At 46.7% G+C, this 25,416-nt stretch carries 29 protein-coding genes and 1 pseudogene; 19 read left to right on the forward strand and 11 right to left on the reverse strand.

Features of this window, described 5'->3' with window-relative positions:
- Positions 1-162 precede the first annotated feature (162 nt).
- Positions 163-747, reverse strand: a complete 585-nt coding sequence (locus QGP82_RS05705) for a TetR/AcrR family transcriptional regulator (protein WP_163671134.1) — start codon at positions 745-747, stop codon at positions 163-165.
- 269 nt (positions 748-1,016) lie between these two features.
- On the opposite strand from QGP82_RS05705, the gene QGP82_RS05710 reads away from it, so the two are divergent.
- Entirely contained in the window at positions 1,017-1,241 is a 225-nt protein-coding gene (locus tag QGP82_RS05710; RefSeq protein ID WP_499057647.1) for a hypothetical protein, read from the forward strand.
- A gap of 30 nt (positions 1,242-1,271) precedes the next feature.
- Here the strand turns inward: QGP82_RS05710 and QGP82_RS05715 are convergent, their stop codons facing one another.
- The 3 genes from QGP82_RS05715 to QGP82_RS05725 form a co-directional block, all read right to left on the reverse strand.
- Positions 1,272-1,847, reverse strand: coding sequence for a Uma2 family endonuclease (locus tag QGP82_RS05715; protein ID WP_163703159.1), 576 nt, complete (start codon positions 1,845-1,847; stop codon positions 1,272-1,274).
- 254 nt (positions 1,848-2,101) lie between these two features.
- A complete protein-coding gene (locus tag QGP82_RS05720) occupies positions 2,102-2,278 on the reverse strand; it encodes a hypothetical protein (protein WP_499057648.1) in 177 nt (58 codons plus the stop codon).
- An 18-nt stretch (positions 2,279-2,296) separates the two neighbouring features.
- A complete protein-coding gene (locus QGP82_RS05725; protein WP_499057650.1) occupies positions 2,297-3,586 on the reverse strand; it encodes an MSMEG_0569 family flavin-dependent oxidoreductase in 1,290 nt (429 codons plus the stop codon).
- A 329-nt stretch (positions 3,587-3,915) separates the two neighbouring features.
- Here QGP82_RS05725 and QGP82_RS05730 point away from each other — a divergent pair, with 329 nt between their 5' ends.
- The 5 genes from QGP82_RS05730 to QGP82_RS05750 all read left to right on the forward strand — a co-directional run bounded on the left by QGP82_RS05730 (position 3,916) and on the right by QGP82_RS05750 (position 8,725).
- Positions 3,916-4,398 carry an MSMEG_0572/Sll0783 family nitrogen starvation response protein gene (locus tag QGP82_RS05730; protein ID WP_006519826.1) on the forward strand — a complete coding sequence of 161 codons (483 nt, stop codon included), beginning with the start codon at positions 3,916-3,918 and terminating at the stop codon, positions 4,396-4,398.
- Positions 4,399-4,596: 198 nt separating this feature from the next.
- Positions 4,597-5,595 carry a Nit6803 family nitrilase gene (locus QGP82_RS05735; protein ID WP_499057652.1) on the forward strand — a complete coding sequence of 333 codons (999 nt, stop codon included), beginning with the start codon at positions 4,597-4,599 and terminating at the stop codon, positions 5,593-5,595.
- Between the two features lie 98 nt (positions 5,596-5,693).
- Complete coding sequence (locus tag QGP82_RS05740) at positions 5,694-6,776, forward strand: MSMEG_0568 family radical SAM protein (RefSeq protein ID WP_163671210.1); 1,083 nt, start codon at positions 5,694-5,696, stop codon at positions 6,774-6,776.
- A gap of 241 nt (positions 6,777-7,017) precedes the next feature.
- Complete coding sequence (locus tag QGP82_RS05745) at positions 7,018-7,530, forward strand: MSMEG_0567/Sll0786 family nitrogen starvation N-acetyltransferase (protein WP_499057654.1); 513 nt, start codon at positions 7,018-7,020, stop codon at positions 7,528-7,530.
- A 196-nt stretch (positions 7,531-7,726) separates the two neighbouring features.
- Positions 7,727-8,725: a sll0787 family AIR synthase-like protein gene (locus tag QGP82_RS05750; RefSeq protein WP_499057656.1), complete on the forward strand. Its 999-nt coding sequence runs from the start codon at positions 7,727-7,729 to the stop codon at positions 8,723-8,725.
- A gap of 57 nt (positions 8,726-8,782) precedes the next feature.
- Here the strand turns inward: QGP82_RS05750 and QGP82_RS05755 are convergent, their stop codons facing one another.
- Positions 8,783-10,435: a phytoene desaturase family protein gene (locus QGP82_RS05755; protein WP_499057658.1), complete on the reverse strand. Its 1,653-nt coding sequence runs from the start codon at positions 10,433-10,435 to the stop codon at positions 8,783-8,785.
- Between the two features lie 193 nt (positions 10,436-10,628).
- Here QGP82_RS05755 and QGP82_RS05760 point away from each other — a divergent pair, with 193 nt between their 5' ends.
- Positions 10,629-10,808 carry a hypothetical protein gene (locus QGP82_RS05760; RefSeq protein ID WP_163671206.1) on the forward strand — a complete coding sequence of 60 codons (180 nt, stop codon included), beginning with the start codon at positions 10,629-10,631 and terminating at the stop codon, positions 10,806-10,808.
- 86 nt (positions 10,809-10,894) lie between these two features.
- Positions 10,895-11,575, forward strand: a complete 681-nt coding sequence (locus QGP82_RS05765; RefSeq protein WP_163671884.1) for a response regulator transcription factor — start codon at positions 10,895-10,897, stop codon at positions 11,573-11,575.
- 205 nt (positions 11,576-11,780) lie between these two features.
- On the opposite strand, the gene QGP82_RS05770 is transcribed toward QGP82_RS05765, so the two are convergent.
- On the reverse strand, positions 11,781-12,677 hold the full coding sequence (locus QGP82_RS05770) for a LysR family transcriptional regulator (RefSeq protein WP_163671205.1): 897 nt from the start codon (positions 12,675-12,677) through the stop codon (positions 11,781-11,783).
- Between the two features lie 117 nt (positions 12,678-12,794).
- On the opposite strand from QGP82_RS05770, the gene QGP82_RS05775 reads away from it, so the two are divergent.
- Both QGP82_RS05775 and QGP82_RS05780 read left to right on the forward strand, forming a co-directional pair.
- Positions 12,795-13,505, forward strand: coding sequence for an SDR family oxidoreductase (locus tag QGP82_RS05775; protein WP_163671204.1), 711 nt, complete (start codon positions 12,795-12,797; stop codon positions 13,503-13,505).
- 97 nt (positions 13,506-13,602) lie between these two features.
- Positions 13,603-15,045 (forward strand): MATE family efflux transporter, encoded by a 1,443-nt coding sequence (locus QGP82_RS05780; protein WP_250565221.1) that lies wholly within the window; start codon positions 13,603-13,605, stop codon positions 15,043-15,045.
- 2 nt (positions 15,046-15,047) lie between these two features.
- Here QGP82_RS05780 and QGP82_RS05785 read toward each other — a convergent pair whose 3' ends face one another.
- Positions 15,048-15,194 (reverse strand): transposase family protein, encoded by a 147-nt coding sequence (locus QGP82_RS05785; RefSeq protein ID WP_163671203.1) that lies wholly within the window; start codon positions 15,192-15,194, stop codon positions 15,048-15,050.
- Positions 15,195-15,262: 68 nt separating this feature from the next.
- On the opposite strand from QGP82_RS05785, the pseudogene QGP82_RS05790 reads away from it, so the two are divergent.
- The 6 genes and pseudogenes from QGP82_RS05790 to QGP82_RS05815 all read left to right on the forward strand — a co-directional run.
- A pseudogene (locus QGP82_RS05790) lies at positions 15,263-15,469 on the forward strand (hypothetical protein); the annotation flags it as partial.
- 162 nt (positions 15,470-15,631) lie between these two features.
- Positions 15,632-15,832, forward strand: a complete 201-nt coding sequence (locus QGP82_RS05795; RefSeq protein ID WP_163671202.1) for a hypothetical protein — start codon at positions 15,632-15,634, stop codon at positions 15,830-15,832.
- A 215-nt stretch (positions 15,833-16,047) separates the two neighbouring features.
- Positions 16,048-16,581 carry a hypothetical protein gene (locus tag QGP82_RS05800; protein WP_163671201.1) on the forward strand — a complete coding sequence of 178 codons (534 nt, stop codon included), beginning with the start codon at positions 16,048-16,050 and terminating at the stop codon, positions 16,579-16,581.
- Positions 16,582-16,770: 189 nt separating this feature from the next.
- The gene (locus QGP82_RS05805; protein WP_163671200.1) at positions 16,771-16,956 is read left to right on the forward strand and encodes a hypothetical protein; all 186 of its coding nucleotides are present in this window, start codon (positions 16,771-16,773) and stop codon (positions 16,954-16,956) included.
- A gap of 3 nt (positions 16,957-16,959) precedes the next feature.
- On the forward strand, positions 16,960-17,493 hold the full coding sequence (locus tag QGP82_RS05810) for a hypothetical protein (protein WP_163671199.1): 534 nt from the start codon (positions 16,960-16,962) through the stop codon (positions 17,491-17,493).
- Positions 17,494-17,605: 112 nt separating this feature from the next.
- Positions 17,606-17,758 (forward strand): hypothetical protein, encoded by a 153-nt coding sequence (locus QGP82_RS05815; RefSeq protein ID WP_163671198.1) that lies wholly within the window; start codon positions 17,606-17,608, stop codon positions 17,756-17,758.
- A 57-nt stretch (positions 17,759-17,815) separates the two neighbouring features.
- Here the strand turns inward: QGP82_RS05815 and QGP82_RS05820 are convergent, their stop codons facing one another.
- Positions 17,816-18,475 carry a hypothetical protein gene (locus QGP82_RS05820; protein WP_163671197.1) on the reverse strand — a complete coding sequence of 220 codons (660 nt, stop codon included), beginning with the start codon at positions 18,473-18,475 and terminating at the stop codon, positions 17,816-17,818.
- A 291-nt stretch (positions 18,476-18,766) separates the two neighbouring features.
- Between QGP82_RS05820 and QGP82_RS05825 the strand changes: the two genes are divergently transcribed.
- On the forward strand, positions 18,767-18,889 hold the full coding sequence (locus tag QGP82_RS05825; protein WP_284682006.1) for a hypothetical protein: 123 nt from the start codon (positions 18,767-18,769) through the stop codon (positions 18,887-18,889).
- Positions 18,890-19,191: 302 nt separating this feature from the next.
- Positions 19,192-19,755, forward strand: a complete 564-nt coding sequence (locus tag QGP82_RS05830) for a toll/interleukin-1 receptor domain-containing protein (RefSeq protein WP_499057663.1) — start codon at positions 19,192-19,194, stop codon at positions 19,753-19,755.
- Here QGP82_RS05830 and QGP82_RS05835 read toward each other — a convergent pair.
- A complete protein-coding gene (locus QGP82_RS05835; protein WP_163671195.1) occupies positions 19,694-20,227 on the reverse strand; it encodes a hypothetical protein in 534 nt (177 codons plus the stop codon). The genes QGP82_RS05830 and QGP82_RS05835 overlap by 62 nt on opposite strands.
- Before the next feature lie 878 nt (positions 20,228-21,105).
- On the opposite strand from QGP82_RS05835, the gene QGP82_RS05840 reads away from it, so the two are divergent.
- Positions 21,106-21,297 carry a hypothetical protein gene (locus tag QGP82_RS05840; RefSeq protein ID WP_499057665.1) on the forward strand — a complete coding sequence of 64 codons (192 nt, stop codon included), beginning with the start codon at positions 21,106-21,108 and terminating at the stop codon, positions 21,295-21,297.
- 382 nt (positions 21,298-21,679) lie between these two features.
- On the opposite strand, the gene QGP82_RS05845 is transcribed toward QGP82_RS05840, so the two are convergent.
- Together QGP82_RS05845 and QGP82_RS05850 are read right to left on the reverse strand one after the other, a co-directional pair.
- Positions 21,680-22,228: a hypothetical protein gene (locus tag QGP82_RS05845; RefSeq protein ID WP_499057667.1), complete on the reverse strand. Its 549-nt coding sequence runs from the start codon at positions 22,226-22,228 to the stop codon at positions 21,680-21,682.
- 616 nt (positions 22,229-22,844) lie between these two features.
- Positions 22,845-25,412: a COG1470 family protein gene (locus QGP82_RS05850; protein WP_499057669.1), complete on the reverse strand. Its 2,568-nt coding sequence runs from the start codon at positions 25,410-25,412 to the stop codon at positions 22,845-22,847.
- Between the last annotated feature and the right edge of the window lie 4 nt (positions 25,413-25,416).

Genomic DNA, 25,416 nt, shown 5'->3' on the forward strand with positions numbered 1-25,416 from the left:
CATAGAACGTCTGTACATCCAACTAATTTGGCAGTTAATTGATTTTATTTCCTAAAGTGTAAAAATTCTCCCATCGCTAGCTCTCCATTAGAGAAAAATATGTAGAGGCTTGGCGGAACAGGGATTTGCACCAAAGGGTACGTGATTATTACCTATCAAATTCTACAGTGCATTTTTTAATGCCTGCCGTGCGATATTAAAGCCTCGCTTGAGCCGGGCCTGATTTCGATGTAACTTGCTCATCAACATTGCCCCTTCAATGGCCGTGATGATTTGTTCAGCCAGGTGCTCTGGATTAATATCATCCCTGAGTTGAGGTTTAGCCTGACGCAACGTTTGGGCTATGGCCCCTTCCCATTTGCTAAATACCTGCATTAGATGGTCGCGAAATGAGGGATCCTGCTCCACCAGGTCAACAATCAAATTACCGAGTAAACAGCCACCGCATTTGGGCGCTTTCATTTGCTTTTCTTCTAGTCGATCTAAAATCCAGAAGACTTGCTTGATCGGATCCTCACTATGGGAGATAGCAGGTTCTAATACATCGGCCTGGAGCTGGGACCATTCAAAGTCAATCAGGGCATGACCCAGCTCATGTTTTGACTGAAAATAGTTATAGAAACTACCCGATGATGCGCCGCTAACTTCAAACAGTTTACTTAACCCTGTCGCTGTCAGTCCCTGACGATGAACTGTGCTGACAATTGATTTCAAAATGTCCTCACGGGTCCGTTTCAGGTTAGCCATTGTAGCTTTGGAAGATGAGCTTCAGGGTGACAAGCCTACTTAGTATATCTTTTAGCCTTATGATTTTTGGGCAATTGGACACTGTTTGCAACTAGCAAAATTATGGTCATATAGTTTAGCTACATGACTTGGGTGGATGAATGTGTATAAAACCTAAGGGTGGTTAACCATTTACTTGTCTACATCCAAGCCCAGGAAATTGTGGCATTAGTTTCTGGCGGCCTATTTATCGGTTATTTAAGCCTGACGAACCGCTTGTAAGCGAGGATTTGAAAGATTTTTATGTTCGCCGAGATGATAGCCCGGTAGATAGCTTGGTTAATTTAGCAGAAACCAATAAACTGCTGGGTGAGATGTACCTAGCTTGGGCACATCAACAAGAACCCAACGCAGATATCAAAGCCAAAGAGTTTTTAACTGCTAGCCTATCTCTTTATCAAGAGCTGGACATATCCTCAAAATCAGCTGAAGTTGAACAGCTCCTAACCCAGTAAACTATGCCCAGGAATCCACAATTTCAGAAATCAGGAACCCTTAACCTCTAAAACGAACCCAGGTAGAACATCTTCTCCTGAGATCGTAGTCGGACACTTTATGATCTCAACGGCTTGCCCTGGTCGATAAATCTCAACAGTTTTTCCTTGGGGATTAATCAACCAACCAAGGCGCAAACCACTATCAAGATACTCTTGCATTTTTTTCTGAAGTGGTTTCAACCGGTCAGTTTCAGACCGCAGTTCAATCACAAAGTCAGGACAAATGGGAGGAAATTTTGTTTGCTGCTCTGGCGTCAACGCATTCCATCGCTCTAACGTAATCCAGGCTGCATCTGGAGACCGATCACCCCCATTGGGTAGGTTAAACACTGTGGAGGAACTGAATACTTCTCCTAAACCCGTTTGACGATTCCAAATACCCAAATCGATAATATAGTTAGCTTCCTGCCGACCACTTTCACCACCGACTGGGGACATAATAATTAACTTTCCTGTCGAACTCCGCTCCATGACAACATCTCTGTTTGCCATGCATAGTCTGTAGAACTGCTCATGGCTCAGCTCCTCGACTAACGGTTCTAAATTGAGATTGATGGCAGTCATTACAGGCGAGCCGAGCTATCCTTACCCCCATATTGTAAGCGGTCAAAACTATTTTCTGAGTAAATCAATGGTAAGCGGCCCCTTCGGCTCCGCTCACTGAAGCCGTTTTTGGCGGAGCGGAGTCGTCGTTGGCTGAGCGGAGTCGAAGCCAACGATTACGCTTCTTATTGAAACCCCTGCCCCCGCTTTTCAGGTTTCCATATCAGGATCTTTCCCTGGTCGCCACCGGCTGCTAGATAGGTGCCTTGGTAATGCTAGGCTATGGCAGAAAACCTGGAGGTAATACCTTTTAGGGTTTGTTGTAAGGAGGTTGCATTTTCCCATAGGCAGAGCTGACCATCTTGGGCCGTTGAGGCCAGTAGTCGGGCGGTGGGATGGAATGCGATCGCAACCACCGATTTATCATGTTCATGGGCATCGTCACTATCCACAAAGAATGTCTGATTAATTTATGAACCTAATGCAACTTCATTGATATTGCTGTTCAAATGTTGGGGTAACACTCTATTCTTCAACGCGATGCAATCTGCCAAATAGGTTGCATCACGAGCAATGCCCGAAAAGCGCCCCGACCCCCAGGTGTATAACCAGGGCAATCCTAAGAAATAGAGACCTTGGATAGTCGTAACTCCACGCTCATGACCCGGGTACCCTTTGCCATCAAATACAGGAATATCTACCCAGCTAAAATTCGTATGATACCCAGTAGACCAAATAACTGTGGAGATTTTTGCTGTTACCAAATCTAACGATAAAAGACTCGTTTGAGGTTGCCAAACGGCTTGATAAGGAGGATCAATGGGCGCATCAAGCCGATGCTTTTCGATATAGCTGTCAATAGTCTGCTTAATACTTTCAGCCACAGCATCTGCTTGATCGAGATTGTGGCCGAGATCATCCTGAAATTCTAAGGAATCACCTTGGATATGCTTGAGTTTGCCGTGGAGTTTCATGCCTTCTAGGGCAAATTGTCGTAGATCAATCTCACGTCCGCCGCCTCGCCCTGTTACATAATGGTTTGTCTTGGTGCGGACAGACTCTTTCTGGGGATGCTCGTCAATGGACATGTCGTAATAACCCATCTGATCTAGCCAGTCCACCACATCCTTACCTCGATATCTTCGAGGTGAACGGGGTGCACCGCCAACACATAGATGCACCTGTCTGCCAGACAGGTGTAAATCTTCTGCGATTTGGCAGCCTGACTGGCCTGTACCGACGACTAACACAGCTCCCTCTGGTAAAGTCTCAGAATTCTTATACTCAGAAGAATGTAACTGGGTCACACTCGACGGCAACCGCTCAGCCATCCTAGGCATTTTAGGCGTGTGATAACCGCCCGTGGCAACCACAACTTGGTCTGCAATGTAGTGACCGATAGAGGTCTCTATCTCAAATACGTTTTCCGGCTTACTGATTTTCGAAACAGTGACACCCTCTTTAATCAGGGGCTTGAAAGATTTAGCATAATCTTCAATATATTGAACAATTTCGTCCCGTTGCATAAAGCCATTCGGGTCATTGCCAGGGTATGGATAGCCAGGTAACAGACACTGCCAGTTAGGTGTTACTAGGCAAAATGTATCCCATCGCTTCGAGCGCCAGGAGTGAGCGATTCTGTTCTTCTCAAAAATAATATGGTCAATGCCGTGTTGCTTCAGACAATAACTAATAGACAGACCAGCTTGGCCTCCACCAACAATAGCAACGGGAAAATGTGAACTAGTGAGTGCCCGCATAAATTCAGTCCCTGAAGACAATGGGTTACAGTTCAACCATAAAAATCAGCACTGGAATCCCCTGTAGCAACAGATACTAAAACCTGAAATCTCGGCTTATGGTCAGGCGTTAACGATAAATCCCCTGTCTAAAGACGCATAAAATTCACACCGACATCCTTTGACCTGCACTTTTGAACAGGAGACTGTCCTTTGGGAATATCTCTCATGGAAATAAATTGATTTAGCTGTCTCATTTGTCAGGCTTACTGACTTTGTAACAACAGATACGAGAATGGTGACTGAGACCTTTTAAGCTGCTGACAAATTCATATTGGGAGCAGCGTCAGATGCCTGAAGTAACTACTCCAGCTCATAAGGCCGGTGATTTTTTTGTTGACTATGAAGAGAAGGTATTTCCTGATGTTCAAGCAGAACCTGGAGAGAAAGCACTGGTCGCATTTCACACAGTTGCCTTCGAAGGGTCTATTGGTTTAGTTAACTTATTGCAGGCAACTCGTCTGATCCGTAAGGGCTTTGAAACATCGGTTCTGCTTTATGGTCCTGGTGTTACGTTAGGGGTGCAGCGCGGTTTTCCCAAGATTGGAGATGAGGCTTTTCCTGGGCACCTGGCCATGAATAATCAACTGGTGAAGGTCATGGAAGAGGGTGGTAAAGTCTATGCCTGCCGATTTGCCTTGCAGGCGCTATATGGCCATGGTGAGCCTTCTTTAATCCCTGGCATTACGCCCATTAACCCTTTGGATGTCTTGGACATTATCTTGATGCACCGTAAGGATGGGGCGTTTGTTCTCGATACTTGGACCATGTAAAAAAGGCACTAGTACTCTGTGGCGTAAGTTGGCCCACTATCAAATGGGGATGAGTCGATGGGCGGATGAAATAACTGCCAAGTTTCTGCTATCGGGTACTATGTAGTAGGTATTGGGTGTCAGTTTTGTCTAACACCTATTACCTACTGTCTAACACTCTAAAATGATGTTGAAAATCCTGTGGGGGAGAAAGTATCTATGGACTATTCTCGAGCCGTAAGAGCAGCTGCGGTACAGATTTCACCTGTATTGCATAGCTGTGAAGGTACATTGGGAAAAGTCTTGAAGGCCATTGATGACGCTGCCCGTGAGAGGGCTAATCTAATTGTCTTTCCGGAAACGTTTGTCCCCTACTATCCATACTTTTCATTTGTGCTGCCCCCCGTGCTGATGGGCAAAGAGCATATGAAGCTTTACGAAGAGGCTGTTGAGGTGCCTGGGCCGGTCACTGAGGCGGTGAGCCGTGCCGCTCGTAACCATGAGATGGTCATTGTGCTGGGGGTAAATGAGCGGGATAAGGGGTCTCTTTACAACACTCAGTTAATTTTTGATGCAGATGGTACCTGTCTGCTTAAACGACGCAAAATCACGCCTACTTACCATGAACGCATGGTTTGGGGGCAGGGGGATGGGTCTGGTTTACAGGTGTGCGATACGGCAGTTGGTCGGGTCGGGGCCCTGGCTTGTTGGGAACATTACAACCCGCTGGCCCGATATAGTTTAATGGCCAACCATGAACAGATTCACTGTGCTCAGTTTCCTGGCTCCATGGTAGGAGAGGTTTTTGCAAACCAGACTGAGGTAACGCTTCGCCACCATGCGCTGGAGTCTGCCTGTTTTGTGGTCAATGCTACGGGGTGGTTAACGCCTGATCAGGTGAGTGAGATTGCTCCCAATGAAGCGTTGGAGAAAGTTTTGCGGGGTGGCTGCTATACCACCATTATTAGTCCGGAAGGGGTGCCGTTGTGTGAACCGATTCGGGAAGGAGAGGGGATTGCGATCGCAGATCTAGACTTTTCCCTAATCACCAAACGTAAGCGCATGATGGACTCAGTCGGCCACTACGCCCGTCCTGATTTATTACAGCTAACCGTTAATAAAACTCCGTATTCTGTTGTATCCCCAGGGAGTATGACTCAAGAACTTCTCCCCGGTGAGCCAGATTCTTTGCCCGCACTAGAGGAAACACCTGAATAGAAGAGTACCCTCGGGAAGCCACCCTTCTTCACATAGTTCTCCTCATTCCCTTTTCCCCATTTATCAATCCTTTAGATTCTCCTTTTACTTCTTCCACCATGAATTCACAGCAGGTGATTACCGAGCTTCAGACCAAGGGCCTCAACTTGGTTACCGATACCGTTGGTGCATCGGGCCGTAAAGGAGGAGCGGGTCCATCCGACCATAAGGCAGTCACCATTGGTGAAACCACCTTTATGGTTCCGGTGTATACGGATGGTGCAGCCCAGTCACCCTATGGTGTGGATTGTGAGTCTGGTAAGTCTGTTCTCACTAAGGATGATCAGGTGATCACCGAGTTAGATTTTCCAGAACAGCCTCGGTTTTATGATCTACAAACTGTTGACGGCATTCCCTATTGGAAGATTGCTCTGCTCCACAGTCGCAATGTTCTGGCTACAACAGTTCTCCAAACCTGCATCCGCTATGAGAATCGGAAAACAGCCTGTCAGTTTTGCGCCATTGGTGAATCGTTAGCCGCCGATCGCACCATTGCTCAAAAAACACCCGCGCAACTGGCTGAGGTCGCTGAAGCCGCTGTCCGTTTGGACGGAGTGGAGAACATGATTATGACCACAGGCACCCCTAACACAACCGATCGCGGTGCGGCCTATCTAACCGAATGTGCCCAGGCGATTCGTGCCCGTGTAAATCTTCCCATTCAAGCCCAGTGTGAGCCCCCCAATGATTTTATCTGGTTTGATCGCATGCGTGCAGCAGGCATCGACAGTTTAGGCATGCACCTAGAAGCGGCAGACCCCGAGGTGCGCGCTAAGATTATGCCGGGTAAAGCCAAAGTACCTCTTTCCTATTATTTCAAAGCGTTTGAAGCAGCCACCAAAGTCTTTGGTCGCGGTCAGGTCAGCACCTATTTGTTGGCTGGACTGGGGGATAGCCAAGAGACATTACTGGAGGTCAGCGAACGGCTGATAGATATCGGTGTTTATCCCTTTGTTGTTCCCTTTGTTCCCATTGGGGGCACGCCATTGGCTGACCATAAGCCTCCCAGCAGTGAGTTTATGTATGACCTGTATCAGGGCATTGGGCGAATGCTGAAGCAGGCGAATCTGTTATCCAGTGAGATGAAGGCGGGCTGCGCTAAATGTGGGGCTTGTTCGGCGTTGTCTTTGTTTGAGAGTTAAAGAATTTATGGGCCAATAATGGTCTACCGACGTCAGAGGCTTGGCGGTATCTGATTCCCCTTAATAAGGAGAACCAGTAGGGAGGGGGGTATCAACAACTGGCGTTATCGGTCGAGATCCCGTCGCCTACGTCACCTACCCTAAAGCCCAAAGGGCATGCGCTAAAGCGTAGCGTCAGGGGAGGAGGTTCTCAGAAATAATTTCACCATTGGAATTATGTTCATACAAATTTTTCAAAGCCATGAAAAAACGTACGTATAGTTTTCAACTTGCCCTTTCTAAACCAGATATTGCCAACTATTTCAACCTGCGGCAACAGATTTTCTGTGAAGAGCAAGGTCTATTCCAGGGGCATGATCGCGATGCCATTGACAATACGTCGTACCCCATTGTGGCCATTGCCCACACGCCCGACCAGCCTGACCAGGTTGTCGGTGTGGTGCGTATCTATGAGGAGAAACCTCGGCTTTGGTATGGTGGGCGTTTAGGTGTGCATCCAGACTTTCGGCGGGTGGGTCGCATTGGTAAAGGATTGATTCAAAAGGCAGTAACAACAGCAAATACTTGGGGGTGCGATCGCTTCCTCGCCACCGTTCAACTGCAAAACGTGCGTTTCTTCACCCGCCTCCATTGGCATAGCCTGGAGGAAATTGAAATCCTGGGACACCCCCACCATCTGATGGAAGCTGATTTGGAATATTATCCTGCTACGGATCAGCCTCGTCCAGAATTACCTCTTGCGCAGGTGGCTTAAGGGGGAGTTGTAGAGTGTTAGACTTGACTCTTGTTCCCCCCAGAATTCGGGAAACCCCAGTATGCCTAATGGGGATAACACAGATACTTTCACCCAAAAAAGGAGGACTTCCAGTTGATATAACCTTTTCGGGAAAATGCCTAAGTATCCCTAACCCGCCTTCTCCCCAGGGAGAAGGGACCGGGGGATGAAGGCCATGCAACCCACCACCCCTAAAACCGAGCAACCCAGCCTATTTACCCTGGTTAACTCCCTCCAGGAATCTGTCAGTATCCTCAACAAACGGGATATCCAAACAGCTGCCACAGCCATTGGGCAATATGTGCAAACGGCTGCCGGAGAACCGATTCGCTTAGGCGATGACTGTGCGGCCATCCCCGATGGCGATGGTTATCTGCTGCTGGCTGCCGAAGGTCTGTGGCCCCAGCTAGTCACCCAGGATCCCTGGTTTGCGGGCTGGTGTGCCATTATGGTCAACATTTCGGATGTTGCATCCATGGGAGGGACACCCATCGCCGTAGTGGATACACTTTGGAGTCAATCTGTCACCGCCTGCACTCCTTTGTGGAAGGGAATGCAGGCGGCTGCCCGTGCGTATAATGTGCCTATTGTTGGCGGACATACCAACTGCCATAGCCCCTACGATGGTCTTGCCGTTGCCATATTGGGGCGCGCACAGCGGCTAATCACCAGTTTTGATGCACAACCCGGCGATGATTTGGTCATGGTGGTAAACATGGCGGGCAGTTACTACGAGACCTATCCGTTTTGGAATGCTGCAACAACGGCTGAGCCTGCGATGCTGCGACAACAGATAGCCTTACTCCCTGAGCTGGCGAGCGCTGAGTTGTGCACCGCAGGTAAGGATATCAGCATGGGCGGTCTGGTGGGCACCCTGCTAATGCTGGCTGAATCGTCAGGGGTGGGGGCTACCTTGAACCTGGATTTGGTACCGCACCCACCGAACGTTGCCTGGGAGAAATGGCTCACGAGTTTTCCTAGCTTTGGTTTTCTTTTTACTGTGCCGCCTGAGCGTCTTGCCCAGGTCAAGAAACTGTTTCAGCCCCATGGGTTAACGTGTAAGGCTGTTGGTAAGGTGACAACGGGGTCTCAAATCATTCTGCAGCAGGCGGGAGAGCAAGAGCTGTTTTGGGATATGGTTTATCCATTAACAGGGTTTGGACAACGTGAATAATTAGGGGGATTATCTAAATTGACAGCCTGCAGAACTATGAATCGTAGAACTTTTGATCTACGTTCCTAAACGCATTGTGTGTGATGTTTCTGTAAGGCCATTCTCTTTATGCCCCTGGGCCTTCGCCGCCTTTGCAAATACCTGAGCCATAGATATCCCATCAGGCAAGTGACTGGTCGTCAAAACTGCTCCCATCATTGAGCCAGCAATACCCATCATACAAACATCACTGCCGGTCATATATAGCCCTGGCACCGGTGTTTTGATCTTGGTCCAGCCTCGGTTCTTAGCTGCAAATCGTTCTGCGTACATGGGTAATCCGTATATTCCACCCTGAGGATGATCTGTGAAATGTTCATTAGTGAGAGGTGTGGATACTTCGCAGTAGTCTACGAGATCTGAGAACCCTGGATAATGTTGTTCAACCATGTCTAGCAAAACGTTCTGGATACGTTGCTTGAGGGCATTGTAATCTTGATCTCGATGTAACCAAGGCTGATCCCGCCAGGCGGCAAAGCTAGCGTAATCGGCAGAGGCGATCAATTCGGCTGTGTGTTTTTTGGCATAAGGATTTTTCAGCGATGGAAACGACAGATATACCTGAAGCGGCTGACCTGTATGAATCCAGCTCCCCTTTTGTTGTTCCACAGCCCCATGGTCAAAGGTGTTGTAAATCCAATGGTTTTCGCCCTTGAAACCTAACCGCCGTGGATCATCTTTGAAACCGATGTATACAGACACATTTGTGGCTGGTGGATGCGCTTCCACAAATTGTTGCAGAGATTCTCGAAATGGAATGGGATAGTTGTCTGGAATGAACTTGAAGTAGGTGTTATAGGCTCCAGCATTAGATACGACTGTAGGTGCATAATAGTCTTCAAATGTCTCTTCTTTTGCTTTCAAATTACGCACCCGCACCCCAGCAGCCTTGTCACCGTCAAGCAAAATTTCAGTAACTTCTCGGCTCACCAATACGTTGCCACCCTTAGCTTCAACTACCTGCTGTACGCTGTTAGCAATGGTGCCAGATCCGCCTACAGGATAATAGCCTCCGTTGAGATAGTGGTTAACAATCGTGGCATGGAGGGCAAAGGGACTGTCTGCTGGTGACAGACCATAGTCTAACCATTGAGAGGCGAGCAATGCTTTCAGTTGGGGATCTTGAAAGTGTTGATCTAGATAGTCTTGAGTTGTCAGATTGAGACTAGTTCCATGCCAGAGTTTTGCCACTTCACCGACTACTTTGAACAGAAAAGCACTGTTGTGTTTGGCCGCATCGAGAAACAATGCTGCAGCTGCCTTAGGAATATCCTTAAAGTACTGACGAATTGCCTGGGATTCTTTTGGAAATTGCTTGGTTAGATCAGCTTGAAACTGCTTAGGGTCACCATAGAGGTCGAAACTGAACTCGGGATAGACAAATTTTTCAAAGGGCTCTGGCATCTTTTGCCACTGCACCTGTTGGTTCGTAATCAGGTCAAACAAATTACGAACTTCAGAGCCTGCTTCCATTTGCCCAACATAGTGCAGACCTGGATCCCAGCTAAACCCTTTACGCTGGAACGTGTGGGTAAAACCACCTGGGACAAAATGGCGCTCTAGAATCAGCACACGCTTATCGCGTAGCTGGGCCATCAAACTAGCCACGGTTAACGCACCAATACCAGAGCCAATCAAGATTAGGTCGTAGTCTTTGCGTGTAGTTTTCATGGTGACCTCCAACGGTCAAACGAATGATGATTGCGATCGCAAAATGAAGAGAATGATCAGAGTATCGACGCAGCGTTGAATAAACTTTGCCCACTAAGGCCATCCATAATCGACACCCAAAATAAGGCTATAACATCAATGTTGACATCGACAACATAAACTTAGCTCTAAATGTTTCTGTTGTCAACATCCGATGACGCCGGAGGATGCCCAAGCCCTGACCCAAGAAGTCCAGGCTCAAAAAGAACAGATCGAAACCTTATGGCAAGAGCAAGAGACCCTAACCCATGAAGCCTATGGACGGGCGCAGATATTGGAAAAGACTGTGGATGATGTACGCCTTACTAAACCGTTTAGTACAATGAAATTTTGAGATAGAATATTTAGACATGATTGATCAAGTGATCTCTAAGGCTTTAGACTACTTGCCTCAAGTTTTGAATTTTAGTTGTAATCATGATGAAACGTGTTTTAGTTGCGGACGATGCTCCTGGAGTTACCCACTTTTTGGAAAAGGGGTTGCAGGCCAATGGCTATGAAACAGCTGTTGTTCATAATGGCGAAGATGCGATCGAAGCCGTCTTAAATAGACAGTTTGATCTCATGATTCTTGATCTGGAACTGCCCATGAAGCATGGCATTACTGTGCTCGATGAGATACGAAGACAGGGAATACCACTCTCGGTGATTGTGCTTTCTTCTCATCACGGCATCAATCATAAAGTCACCAGTTTTAATCATGGTGCAGATGATTACATCACCAAACCATTCCAGTTTGCGGAATTGCTCGCCCGTGTTCGAGCCCGTCTACATAATGTGCATGTTGCTCAAAGTCGCCCCAGTAGCCCCCTGACTTTTCTGAGCTTTAAGGGGATAGAGTTAAATTTACGCACCCGAGAAGTGCGAGTTAATGGGAATGCTGTTCAGCTTTCTAGTAGAGAATTTTTGCTGGCTGAAGCATTTGTACGTAATCCAGGGCAAATTATGAGCCGAGAAAAACTACTGGATGACGTTTGGGGCTATACCTACGATCCGGGCTCCAATATTGTTGATGTCTATGTGGGCTATCTAAGGAAAAAGCTGGGTCGTCATTTGATCGAGACCATTAGGGGAACAGGTTACCGCTTTACGTATGAATAAGCTCTAGACAGATTTCTTAGCCATCCTCGTCTGATTGCCATAACGCCATCTGGCGATTGTCAGACCCATGGAGCCAGTTTTTCTTCAGGTCATTGTCTCAAATCATAAATCACTTTTACCGATAAGAACTACACGTGTAATTCACACTGTGCTTCATTTTTATGTATCGACCTGTGCGATCGCCCTAAAAACACAGTGAATGATTTTAAGAAACAGTACAGTGAGTGCTCAAAAACTCAAGAAATACCTGCACCCGAGGAGATAAATTACGACGGTGGGTGAAAACAGCCTGGGTTGCTAATCCCGGTGGCAGCTGTTCAAAAAAGAGCGACACTAACTGTCCGGTTTTTAACTCTTCTTTTACATGGAAACTCAGCATACGGACAATGCCAAGGTCGCTTAATGCTGCATTTTTCAGAGATTCACCACTGTCAGAATTAAAGGAACTCCGGACGGGAATTATTTGCCAAACACCATCAATGAGAAATTCCCAGGGAAGGGGTTGCCCGTTAAAGAGATAGCGCATGCAGTTATGTTGCACCAGGTCCTTTGGTGTGGCGGGGTTGCCATACTTTTGTAAATAGCCGGGGGACGCACATAAAATAAACTGCGCATAGCCCAGGTGTCTGCGAATGAGGCTAGAGTCTTCCAGGTCCCCCAGTCGAATCGCCACATCAATGCCCTCAGCCACTAAATCCACCAGTCGCTCAGTTAATTGCAAATTCACCTGAATTTCTGGATATTCTTTCAAGAAGATAGGCAGTCGCTGCATTAAAAACCGTTGCCCAAAATCGAGGGATGCACTAACCGTTAGTTTGCCTCGGGGACGACCGCCCGAGATAACGCTGTCGTTAGCATCCTCCAGTTCCTGTAGCAGTCGTGCTACCCGATCGTAGTAAGTCGTTCCCTCGGCGGTCAGACTTAGTGATCGGGTAGTGCGCTGCAATAGTCGTATACCTAACCGATCTTCTAGCTTGGCCACCCGCTTACTAATGGCGGAAGGGGTCGTGCCTAACGAACGCGCAGCGGCACTAAAGCTTCCCACATCAACACTTTCAACAAAGGCGATTAGCTCCGGCAGCTGGTTAAAAACACTTAGCATTTATTCCCCGTGGGCACAGGTGATATGCCTGCCTATGGACTTCTCTTCTAGAAAAGCACAGATTAAGGTGGAAATAATGCTGTGTTAGACCAAAAACAGTTAGTGAGGTTGACGACAATGGGGGACAAAGTCGTAATTGTGACGGCGGCTAGCCGGGGCATTGGTGCCGGTTGTGCCAAAGAGTTGGCAGCCCAGGGGTACAACGTTTCTCTGTTGGCCCGTTCAGCGTCTGTTTTAGATCTGGCAGCATCTCTGCAGGGCATTGGGGTCCAGGGTTCTCTGTCGAGTGCAGCTGATTTGGAAACCCTTGTAAAAAGCACATTGGACCAGTGGGGGCGTATTGATGGGGTAGTTATGAGCTTTGGTGATCCGCCTCGGCCTGATTTGCTGGAGATTTCAGATCAAATGTGGCTTGACCATTTTGAAATGTTATTTCTCAGCGTTGTTCGTCTGGCTCGATTGGTGACAGAGCCCATGCGACGGCAGGGTGGTGGGGCCATGGTGACGATTTCTGCCTGTGACTCCCACGAACCATCATTGGGAACCCCCTTTAGCGGTACCCTGCGGACCGCGATGGAAGGCTTTACCAAGCTGTATGCCAAACGGTATCGGTGCGATCGCATTCGCATCAACTCCATTGCCCCCTTCTTTGTGGCCAATGATATGGCCGAACTAGAAGGCTGGAATGTGCCAGACGACCTGATGTGGGGCCGACCTGCCACCTACCAAGAGCTGGCCAAAGCCGTTGCCTTTTTGCTCTCAGACGATGCCAAGTTTATTTCAGGTACCACCCTCAAATTAGATGAGGCCTATTCTGCGGCGATTTAACCTCTGAGTTCTATGGCTTTGATGGAACCGTTACAAGCCATAGATATCGATAGCCGCCTGAAGTCTTTACAGTGGTTTTATTGAAACGCTTTTTACCATGACCTTCCCCATAACAATTCGTCAGAATGCTCTGCGTTCTGAAATAAAGGAGTTTTTCAACTTAGCCGTTCCCCTAATCAGTGCCCAGGTGGCACAATCCGCTACTGGTTTTGCCGACACCATCATGATGGGTCGCATGGGGCCAGATGTCTTAGCAGCCGGGGGATTGGCCGCCATTATCTACATTGTGGTTATGACCGCCTTCACCGGTGTGGTGATGGGGGTCAGTCCTTTGGTAGCCCAAGCCTTTGGGGCTGAACAGAGAGGCAGAATTCAACAGGTATCTCGTCAGGGTCTATGGTTGGCATTACTGGTGGCCATACCAGCCATGGCGTTTACTGGTCATTTGGGTGTTTGGATGCTTCGCAGTGGTCAAGACCCAGTTGTTGTTGAACTGGCCGACACTTATCTCAAGATTATCCTGTGGAGCTTTTTGCCCATGGCAGGGTTTACGGCTCTACGCTCAACAGTGTCTGCCTTGTCCCACGCTAAGCCTATTATGGTCACTATTGTAGTGGGTACCCTGTTCAACATTGTTGCCAACTATATATTGGGGTTTGGAAAATTAGGCTTGCCCGCCATGGGATTGTCAGGTCTAGCCTTAGCCACCATGCTCACCTGGTGGGGAATGTTTATGGCTCTTGCACTGTATGTGCGTCTGCATCCTGCTGTTCGACAGTATCAGATTCTCCATACCTTACACTGGCCTAAACTGCGAGTACTCAAAAAGCTAGTTTGGGTGGGTGTGCCTATTGGCATTTTTTCTGGCTTGGAGTCAGGATTCTTTCTAACCATTATGTTGTTAATGGGTCGCTTGGGAACCGATGCACTGGCAGCTCATCAGGTGGTGCTGCAAACCATTGTGGTGGTATTTATGGTGCCACTAGGGATTTCTTTTGCCACCACAGTTCGCATAGGGCAGTGGTTTGGCAAGCGAGATTTAGCAGGTATGCAACAGGCTACCTGGGTAAGTCTGGGGCTGACGACGGTTTCGATGACCGTTGGGTCGTTAGCATTTTTGTTGTTCCCCAAACAGCTGATTAGCATCTATTTAGATGTGAATAGCCCTGAGAATGCAGGCATTGTGATGTTGGCAATGCCGTTGCTGACGATTGCGGCGATCACGATGGTATTGGATGGTTTGCAAAAGGCTGTGTACGGTGCACTACAGGGGCTGCAAGATACCCGAGTACCGATGGCGCTAAATGTGCTGGGCTTTTGGGGTGTGGGTCTATCGGTGAGCTATGGTCTAGGGTTTCAGCTAGAGCTGGGTAGTCGGGGGCTATGGATTGGGCAGTCGGTTGCGATCGCTGCAGTTGCTGTGCTCTTTAGCTTTCGCCTATACCAGATCTTCGATGGGCTTAAAAATGGCTTAATCCTGCCACCTATCTATTCAGAAAAAATGGAAAACTACTCAACTACTCAACAATCAATCCACTAATACTATCTATCCATCCCACAAATCACCGCACAAATCGTGAGGCCAATAATATCGAGCAGACGATGCTCCACCAGGTACTCAACTCGGGGATCTTCAAGGGCTCTGCAATGCTCAAGCAGGGTAACTGAATTCTCAACTGGGGCAGGCATAGGGTATGAGTTCAGAAGGATGCCCCTTGATATTCCCATTCCGAGTATGCGTTTGCCCTAATCAAGGTCTTGAGGAACTACAAAATGATGTGGATGAATGGATAGAGTATTACAATTGGGAACGCCCCCATTCAGGTCGATATTGTTACGGCAAGACACCAATACAAACCTTTCTCGATAGTGCGCATTTAGCAAACGAAAAACAATTAGATCAATACGGAGAAAAGAGTGTCAAAAATCAAACACAACCTGACACATCTCTAAGTGTCAGATAACCTCCCTCTGTCAGATGAAGTTTGATCTATTACAAGTTAGGTAATGTTAAGTCAAGGTCTTTCCCAGTAAGCTGTCATTCCCTGAAGTGTGACGGCTTTGCAATATCTAGGGTGCTCTATCGATAAAAACTGTATTTGTTCCAATGTGATTGGTTAAAACGGATGGACTATGTAGCTACCGAGAAGTTTTCAATCTTTGACAAAGGTGCCCCTATCAAATTGATCCAAGAACGTTGGGTTAAGCGAAAACAAGCATGGTATGTCGATATCGAACATCTTCATACCTACATAACGGTTTCTGTACCTAAAGAGCGCTTTGAGGAGAAAACTATTCGTTCAACAGAAAACCTTTCTGGTCAGTAATTTATCGACTGGCTGATGCATTGTGCAACACAAAAGTTGCTAGTTCCAAAAGTCTGGCTTTGTCATATCTGGGGTGCCATACAAGTAACAATCTCACTGGAGACATTCAATGAAGCAATACACCCTGATCATGTATCTACCTAACAGAAAGACAAATACAGTCAGTATCTGGGCTAATAATGATGAATTTATAGGGAACAGACGTTCTACCTCTTATGCAGCTCACTTACTATTGTTATACGGACAGAACAGATAAAAACGGTGTTAGGAGTGTTTCGTACGACGACAGTCAGAATCCTGAAAATAGCTGGACTCGGATGTATGGCCCTGATGGAACTGAGTGGGTCCCCGGAAATGAGTATAGGGTTCCAGGCAGACCTTTGGGCACAGTCTATAGCTTTGGTACAACCAAGCGACAATCTGAACTAAAGAAACGCTTAGACACTATCCGAGCCGAAAACCCAAATAGGGTTAAGCCGAATGAAGTCTATCTGGCATCAGCATCTTATGTTGCACCGCTTGAGCCACCCAGTAGTGAGCTCGATGTAGGCAAAGGCATCATGCTGGATTGCTACCTGGATACCCCTGAATCCTATATCAATGTTCGCTGTGGCAAAGCATCAGGGCTGTTCCCTGGCAAGCAAACAACCGTGGGGAATGTGCTGATTAATGGTATCGATAGCCTAGATGAATTACCTGAGGTTTTGCAGGATGTAATTCGGGATAGGGCTGGTGAAAGTTCATCCTAAGCTAACCTGGAAACTCTTAGTAGTTAGGGTATTGGCTTAGGGTCTTCTAGGTAGCGCAGGGACAGTGTGCCCCGTAAAAATCTTCCCTCAGAAACTAAGGATGGGCAATTCTATTTGCGATCACAGGGAATTAATCACTAGTGTGATTACACTGGAGAAAACAATTTCAGCTTCGTGCCCCACTGCTGTATGAGTACAAAATCCCAAAGTGATTCTGTCATCCAAGCTTTACGGCAGGGTGATTTAATCGCACAGCAACCCAGCTATCAAATTTACGAAGTGCTCAAGGTGATAGGTAACCAGATATTGGTTATTTGCCTTACAAATTGGACAATTCAATCGATTGCAGCTCAGGATATCGTACCTCTGTTTTAAGGCATGATCGGTCCCCTAACTCCTCCTCAAGATTTTCAACGATATATTCTCAAGGAGCGTCAGCCTGTCATCTGTGAGGATAAAGCTGAGTGGCGTGAATTCATGCGCAAACCTAAGAATATCTTGGTAGCTCAGGATTCAGTGGGTAGCAAATTTGAAGTCCTGACTGTTTTTCTGGGGTTTAATAACGGTTCAGCTGAGAAACCCTTTTTCTTTCAGACTACGATTTTTGGGGTCGATGAACATTCCCATGGTGACGCGGCAACATGGGAGAAAGCCTCAGGCAATCACTATGCTCTTTTGCAATCAGCAGCTGGACTAGCTGAGTATATGGATAATGTTGAACTAGGAGTTGAACAAAATACATTCACAGCTATTGATATCCAGGTTTTAGACAATGAACTCCACTTTATTTTAGAGTCGGAAGAAGCTGCTAAAAAAGCACTCTCAGAGAATGGTAAACACTGGGAACGCCTAGGTAAGACACTTGTATTTAAGTTTGGGCTTCGAGACTCAGACCATCCCGAAAGCCAATAAGGTTTATTCCTCTTGGTTAACCTTGACCATTGTTCATAGAGATTATGTCAGTTGGAGAAGGCCAGTATACCAAATCCAAATTAATGGGGACCGAAATATGAGACTCTAGGGTATGCCTAGAAAACATCGTATCGTCCCCCATCTTTCATCGGCTGAACTGAAGGAGCGCTATCAGACAAGCTGTGACCCGGTTGAGTCACGCCGTTGGCATCTACTTTGGTTGGTGTCCGAGCATGAAACCTTAACGTCTGCGTTAAATAACTAATACGATGCGTGCGATCGCAACCGCTATCAGGAGTATATATCTGACACTATCTGAACCCTACCATTCAATAACTTCAGCAATGGGAGTCTTGCCCCGATCATGCTGAACAGTGAAGCCGTAGCTAGTGTTGTAATCGTTTAGCTCAGGATTAGCAGCAAAATAAGCTTTGATAGTGCCATGCCGTGAACCTGACAGATATCTAACATTAGCTTCAGACAGTCTGTACATTTGGCTTAGCTCTTTACCTTCGTTGTAGGCCCGGATAGCCTCAATAGCACGTCTGATTTTCTCCTCTGCACTGCCGGGGGCCTGACTACCCTTTAGCTCAGCACTGGGTACCTGGGACCAGTCAGTACCCAATAGATTCGGCTCTAGCTCAGGTTTAGCGGTGGTCGTAGCGTTAGACATGGCCTTAAGCTGGCGTTCCAGTTCGATTACTTTAGCCTCTAGAGTCTTGACCCGATCCGCATCGTTCAGAAGCTGGTTGATTTTATCTTTATGGGTGCTATCGCCGTAGGTATCAAGTAAACCTTGTTCAATTAATGCACTGGCTACCGCATTTCTAATAAACTCCTGACGATTAGGGAGATCTCTAAGGATTTCGTCGATATCAGCAAGATAACGCACGCAAATAGGCTTACCTAGAGCTTTATCGCCATATTTCGGAACTTGTTGAGCTTTGAACGCGGCTGTTTGAACTGGATTTTTATTAGCCATAATCTTAAGGTGTAGATATATCCATGGTATACAGGGAAAATATACAAAAATAAAGTGTTACTATACTGATGTTGTCTGTTGTATACAACGGATATAATAAAAGAGCAAGAGGGATAAAGCTTGCGACTCTTCTTTCCCTCTTGCGGTTGTTAATCAGCTTGATTAACAACATGAAACTAACTAAACTTCCCAGTTGTGTAAAGTTTCCATATCCAACCTCGCCTTTTGTGGCGCAGTTGGTGTTAGATGCTAGCTCGCAGGTTTTGAACTGGAGTGAGGTAAAGAGCTTGCATGAGACAGCTAGAGAGCTATGCCCTGAGCGGTTTAAACTTGTTTGGCCGTGTAGATATTCAGCCTGAAGAATACATACTCAATGCCCTGATAGAGGCATTCACGTCTGCGCTAAATAACTAAAATAATTTGTGCGATCGCAACCGCTGTTACCCTTCACTAGCATCACTTCTGACCTTGCTGAGTTATGGGGATTCCATAGGCATTAAATAACCCCCGATGCACTGAGCATCAGGGGCAGCTTTGTTATAGAAATTTGAATAGTGGCAGGTTGTCTGCCATCTATACCTACAGTGCCCAGAATTAGATTCCTGACATCCATCAACTAGACCAGCTTTAATAGGCTATAGATACAGAAAACGACTCTAACTTGGCGGGCAGAGTCGCTTTCCAAATGTGATGTGATGTTAGTCCCATTGTAGTCGATGATCCAGATATTTTTGGCCCATGCTAGTGAAGATAAGGATGCTGTTATTGACTTATACAATCGGCTAAAGGAGCGAGGTTTCAAGCCCTGGTTAGACAAAGTTGATTTACTGCCTGGTCAAAGCTGGCGAGCAGAAATTCCTAAGGCAATCCGAGAAAGTGACGTTTTCATTGCCTGCCTATCCAAACAGTCGGTTGCTAAGCAAGGCTATATCCAACGTGAATTTAGAATGGCCCTTCAGAAAATGGGGGATATGCCACCCGGGAACATATATCTGATTCCGGTTCGCTTAGATGATTGTCAAGTACCCGAGCTGCGACAGGAGGAATACGGCATCAACCTAGCCGATTATCAATGGGTAGACCTGTTTCAAGACGGGCAATTTGAGCGATTGGTGAAGTCAATTGAGCTGCATTTCCCAGATGCGATCGCAACCCCAAATATTCCGAAGCTTCAGACATTCACTTTTGAAACTGTCAAGGTGAATAACAAAGGCTCTATTACCAATCGACGGCAGCATAAAAGAGTTCTTGCTGTTCAGGTGTTACGACTTGAGCCCTAGCGACCTCTCTAGCTTTATATAATTGCTTCTCTTCTTTACTTAATCGATAGAAGCTATGCTGCTTCCTGCTCTTACCTTTCGGATAAATTTTAGAAGCGATCGCTAATAAATTTTTATCAACTAGGAGTACTGATAGCCGATCAAAGTAAGCCTGCAAAATTTCGTCTTTTGCCTCGTCTGCCGCAATTTCGCGTTGCTGGTCGGCATACTCCCTTGCTCGTTTCTGCTCTTGTTGCTGTAGAAAATAACCAAGTATTGCCAAGGTAAGTGGAACACCCAGTAATTCAAGCCACTCCCACAAGGTTTTCCCATTAAACCCGGTCCTAGGCCACCAGTTATCTAAGACAAAGGCTAGAAATGCTATTACAAAGATCGTCAAGCCAATGAGCAGCCACCACCAATTACGCTTTAGCCACTGTTGATATTTCTCAGGGAGCTTAGGGACGGTAAAGCGTTTCCGTAATCTGCGCATCGGCAGTTATCAGTACAACTCCCGATAGTTTGGACAGAAATGGGCAAACTATCAAGAATAACGAGACGGAACTGTAACTGTGGTTCGACTGCTGTAATTTGCCATAGCCTGCCACAGCTTGTTAAAGCCAGTTATTGATAGCCACAAGTTATAACTATTCAACTACCCACCAGGCATCCATAGTCGTAGAACCGGATGCAACGGTAGCCGTAGCCGTAAATTCAATATGTATATCTATTGTTAAGTGATAGTGATGTTAGGAGAACGGTAGCCTGAAATGTCCATAGCTACCGCTTACATTTATCCATGGCTTAGGCTTCTACCGACCAGTACCCCGATGTCTGCCATGGCGTAGTTTTGCTTTTGTGTTTTTCATTTTGATTCAGCAACATGATTTCATTTCTAGGAATCAAGTAGATGCAGTGATTTTTCGGAAGCAAGTGAGACTAAGTTGCGGGTTACTCGATTGGAATTCCGTTTTCCTTGAGTAATTCGTCTCTATACTCAAGCGCAATCATCATTCACAGTGCCAGATTGCTTAAGCTCCTTTTCGTGTTGGGCATCACCATCCAGTATTTTCTTAAGCCAAATAATTTTATCAATGACGCCTTCATCCTCTGCCGCGACCTCGATCAGAATGCTGATACCTCTAACAGCAAGAAACGCACAATCCCCGCACCCTCAAAGCCTTTAGCTGCAAGCATTCAGTACCCCTCTTCAAAAAGCGAGCGGTAACCGAATCTACAGCTACCGCTCAAAGCGCGTATTGATGTGGTTACTGACTGCTTTCCCTATGGCGGGTGAAGCCTGGTTTTCGATTCGTAGTTTTCATGTTGATTCAGTGACATATCTTGATTTCCAGGCATGTAGTAGATGCAATGGTTTTTATTGAATTGGAATGCCGTGCTTCTCAAGTAGCGCGTGGCGATGTTCAAGCACTCGCATTTGACTATGGGATGCGGCTAACAGTTCTGATACCTGCGCGAGTGCTGAGTACCTGTCAGCGACATCAACCGCAATTTCAAGCAGTGCAGAACCGGACGGATCATATGACTCGATCAGATTACTGATTTGGTCTTTTAGCGCTTGATGATTTTCGGGATTTTGATTTATTTTTTGGTGACAATTTAGTGATTTTTTTGGAATGTAGATGCAGTGATTTATTGAGTTAAAATGAGCTGTAGAATAGTTAATTTAACTTTTTTATATCGCGTGAGATTAGCAATTCTTAGATCATACGTGATGACTAATTTAGGAACCGTATTTGACATCATATAAATACCTTTAATTTAAGTATTTTTCTGTCTCTTTAAAACTACGTAAATGCAATCTAAAAATGCTGGGCGATTGTCTGGGCGATCTCTGGGTGGGCGGTCTGGGCGGCTTGATTTTTCTTATCACCCAGTGCGCCCAGAGTAAAAATCACCCAACGCCCACCCAATCGCCAAGAGGCTATTTATTGTTATTAAAAACAGCCTCGCCATCATAATAAAGTAGTCCATCCCTGACCAATAAAAGCACAGCAGATTCTACTTTTTCTCTAGCGCTACTTCCATCAAAATATTCATGCTTTCCTATGGTGTTTAGCAACTTCCCATTTTCTTTGATGAACTGCATGGAGAATGAGTTTTCATTTCTGCTTTCAAACCACTCCATTAGAGGTCGTAAAGGGCTATCCACAGCCTGCATTTTGGATTTAGCCACTTCCCATTTCGTAGGGAGCTTTATTGAAGGGGATTCCTTAATGATTTGACTTTCAAAATCATCCTCAGCTAGCTCATCAATGAGTGCATCATGCTCGCTTAAATAGCTGTCAGTTACCTGGGTGTAGGCTTCCAAGTTGGGATAGTGCAGGATAAAGGGCGCTTCATCTGGGAACGTGATCCGGGCTTTGCCCTTAGCCAGTAGCTTGATATGCACCTCCCCTTCATCCCGCATCTTGCGGGTACCGGTTGCACCCCCACGGGCTGTATTGGTGTCACCTTTGCTGACTTTTCCCATTATCTTTTTCAGAGAAAAATCTGCTCAATTTTAACGCCCTGGAAGCCCTTTAACCTCGCGGCTCAATTCTCAATAAGGTCAGCTTATTAAGAATTGAGTGTGGTTTCAGAACCCTTGCTATTAGGCAATTCTAGGACTTAGCAGGAAAAGTCAGGTTGACCTAGATAGATATATATAAATACTGTCTACCTGTTCTTTCTTGCAGATATGCGTGCAGGGTGGGTTTTTGGCTTAAAAATGGCTTAAAAAATCTAGAAATTGAACGCTATTAAGCGTAGTTCAGGCGTATTTCAATCCCTCTTAATTCCCTGAAAATAGGCAAAATGACTATGGTACAAGCATTTCAGGTGATAGAGAATGGTTGTGGATTGGGCAGTCGGTTGCGATCGCAGCCGTTGCGTTCCTCTTTAGCTGGTGGCTCTACCAGCTAATCGGTCGCCGCAAGCATGTATTTTCTGCATAGAAACGATCAAATGGATTCTTTAGGTGTTACGGTTCGACCTTTTTCAACTTCGTGGGCCAGGATACCCTGCTGTGAGTAGATAGAGTTTTCCAGTGCTTCTCTGATCCCAGCAAGGGAAGTATCGCGCCAAACCCAACGGGGATTACAGCCAGTTTATTCAAACTGTGGGGGTAGCTCCTGCGGGGATACTGTACCTGGTCTGCTAGGCACTGGCACCCTAATTGCACCTCCATTATTCCCGGCAGCATCAGCACTGCCAGCAGCATTGGCTCCATCACCATCACCAGCTGCTGCATCCCCTGTATTCACAACAATTGTGGGACTCTCTGGTGTCGGATCATAGGTGGTAATCGTAATCGAGCGGGTAAGCTGTTCTCCAGCCCCATTAATCACCTGCAAAGAGACGAGCGTTTCACCCGGTTCTGGACTAAGGGGTAAAGGCAAAACACCTTCTACGGGGACATTGCCAGGGGCTGGCATCAGCATCACTTGAGTACCCGGATTATCTTCTACGGCCCAAGCTAGTTCCAAATTTACTAAAGGCTGTCCCTCATCAACAGGGACCAAATAGTTAGGCTGAGCCGGTTCTCCATTGAGCGTGAACGTCAACAAACGGGGGGGGCGCGGCTGAATGTGTGTGGGTTCACTGGTCAATGAAATAGGTTTTTCAGGCAACTCTCCTTTAGGAATGGCGATTAAATCGAACGTGTATATACCCGCCTGACGCAGACTTGTGGGGACATTACGACAAATTAACTGGGTGTCTAATAGGCAGAAATCAGTGAGTTCTTTGGGTATCCCAGCCTGAAAATCGAATGAAAACACTGGTGTAGCGACAGCTCCTTCTGCATCTCGTCCAACCAGGTGTAGCGTCTCTAATTGTTCTGGATGATCTACCTTCCAGTTGACTCTGGCAACATGGGGATCTTTTTCTGGCAGAGATGGAACAAACGCTATGGGAAGATCTGTCATTTGTGCTCTTTTCCCATCCGTAGCCTGGGCCTTCTTCGCAGCGTTTGTCTGGGTCTCCTTAGATTTTGTCTTTGGCTGTGGCGGTGCTTCAGCATAAGAAGCGAAGGTCGAGACCAGTTCTAGAATGGCCGGTAGCGGTGCAGGGGTAATTGTCACAGGCAGTGCTGTTGCTGTTGCTGGTGTAGCATTACGACCTGGCTTAGGAATCAATGAAAGGGTAAACGTATACTCGCCTGCTCGTGTGGCATCAGTGCGAATATTACGGCAAGTCAGCTGGTTTGGTCGCTGCACACATAGAGGCTCTAAAGTGGCAGGCAACCCCTGGGTAAAGTCAAACTTTAAAGGACCACTCAACAGCTTACCTTCAGCCGATAGGCCAACGATTTCTAGATGCTGTATCCGCCTTGGGTTGGCAATGTCAAACCCAAGATGTACTGTGTCTCCTTGGGCGGCACTGTAGGCTGTATCCTCGGTTGAAAACCGTAAAATGTTGGTGGGTGCAGGGGGGCGAATAAAAAAATACCAGGCTAACCATATTAGCCCGATAAATGAGCCTAGTAACAATAAAATAACTGGCAAAATTTGCCACCAGGGGCGCGCTTCCCACATTAAAAGCCCCTGCATGGGCATGTCGAGGAGTGGCTTTTTCTCTGGGTCAGTTGTTGTAATTTCAAAGTTGATTACTCGCCCACCCCCAAACAGTGGTCGCTGCCAGGGATTTTTAGGTTGAACAGAAATCTGGCTGAGTAAGGTTTGTTGCGGAGCTAGGGTCAGTGATTGAGGCTGAATCTGATAGTCACAAAGATCAGCGTCTTCCAGCCCTAAAATTTTGAACTCCAGGGTTCTGGGGGTATTTCCCTGATTACTGGCTTGAATACTATATAAACCTGGCTGTCGCTGTACCCGACTCACCAGGGTGCGAAAGCGAGTATCCAGCTGATAAACCGGATCAATGGTGATGTATAGAACATCTAGCAGCTTGAGTTGTGGATTATTCTCAGATTTAAGCTGTAGCGTAGCTAGCATGGTTGCTGCCAGGGCATTGGATGGTGGCGTAATGGTCAATAAAATAACGCCCTCCATACCTGGGTTCAAATCCAGATAGGGTTCTGTTATGGCCAAACCTGGCGCTTGGAATCCCTGGGGATAATTAATGGTTACCCAATCTTCAGCTAAATCAGTGCACTGTAGCCGAAACCGATCCACTCGGTCCGCTCTGTTATAAACATATATTTGAAACTGAAGCGGATTGCCTGGCAGTGTTTTAACTGGCTTATTGGTGGTGGTAACTGGCTCTACGGCAAACGTCGGATCATTTACTCTGACGGTCGTATGGGTCGGTGGCAACACCTGCAAGACTTGTTCGTATCGCTGGGGCGGACTATCAGGATAATGGTTAGGGGCGTCTACGATCAGTCGATAGCGATAGGCTCCCGATAAAGCTGACGCTGGCACATCAAACCCAAAGGTGACTTCTTCCCCTTGACCAGGATCCAACGCTAGACGGGTTTGTGTCGTAGAGCACCAGTTATGAATGGCCGTTGGTAATTCGTCTAGGTAGACATCAATAATGGCACTCTGGTTTCCCTTGTTGTTAATGGTCACCCCAATTTCTAAACGCTCGCCCGGTAGCACAGAGTCTTCTCCAGAAGAGGAGAGGATAATCCCAATGGGCTGAGATAGGGCAATCTCAGACGGTTCCATAGCTACCTCGGGTAGCGATCGCATGGGTAGGGAAAAATGAGTCATTACG

This window comes from Leptothoe sp. LEGE 181152 (assembly GCF_032906605.1).
Lineage (GTDB): Bacteria > Cyanobacteriota > Cyanobacteriia > Phormidesmidales > Phormidesmidaceae > Leptothoe > Leptothoe turfae.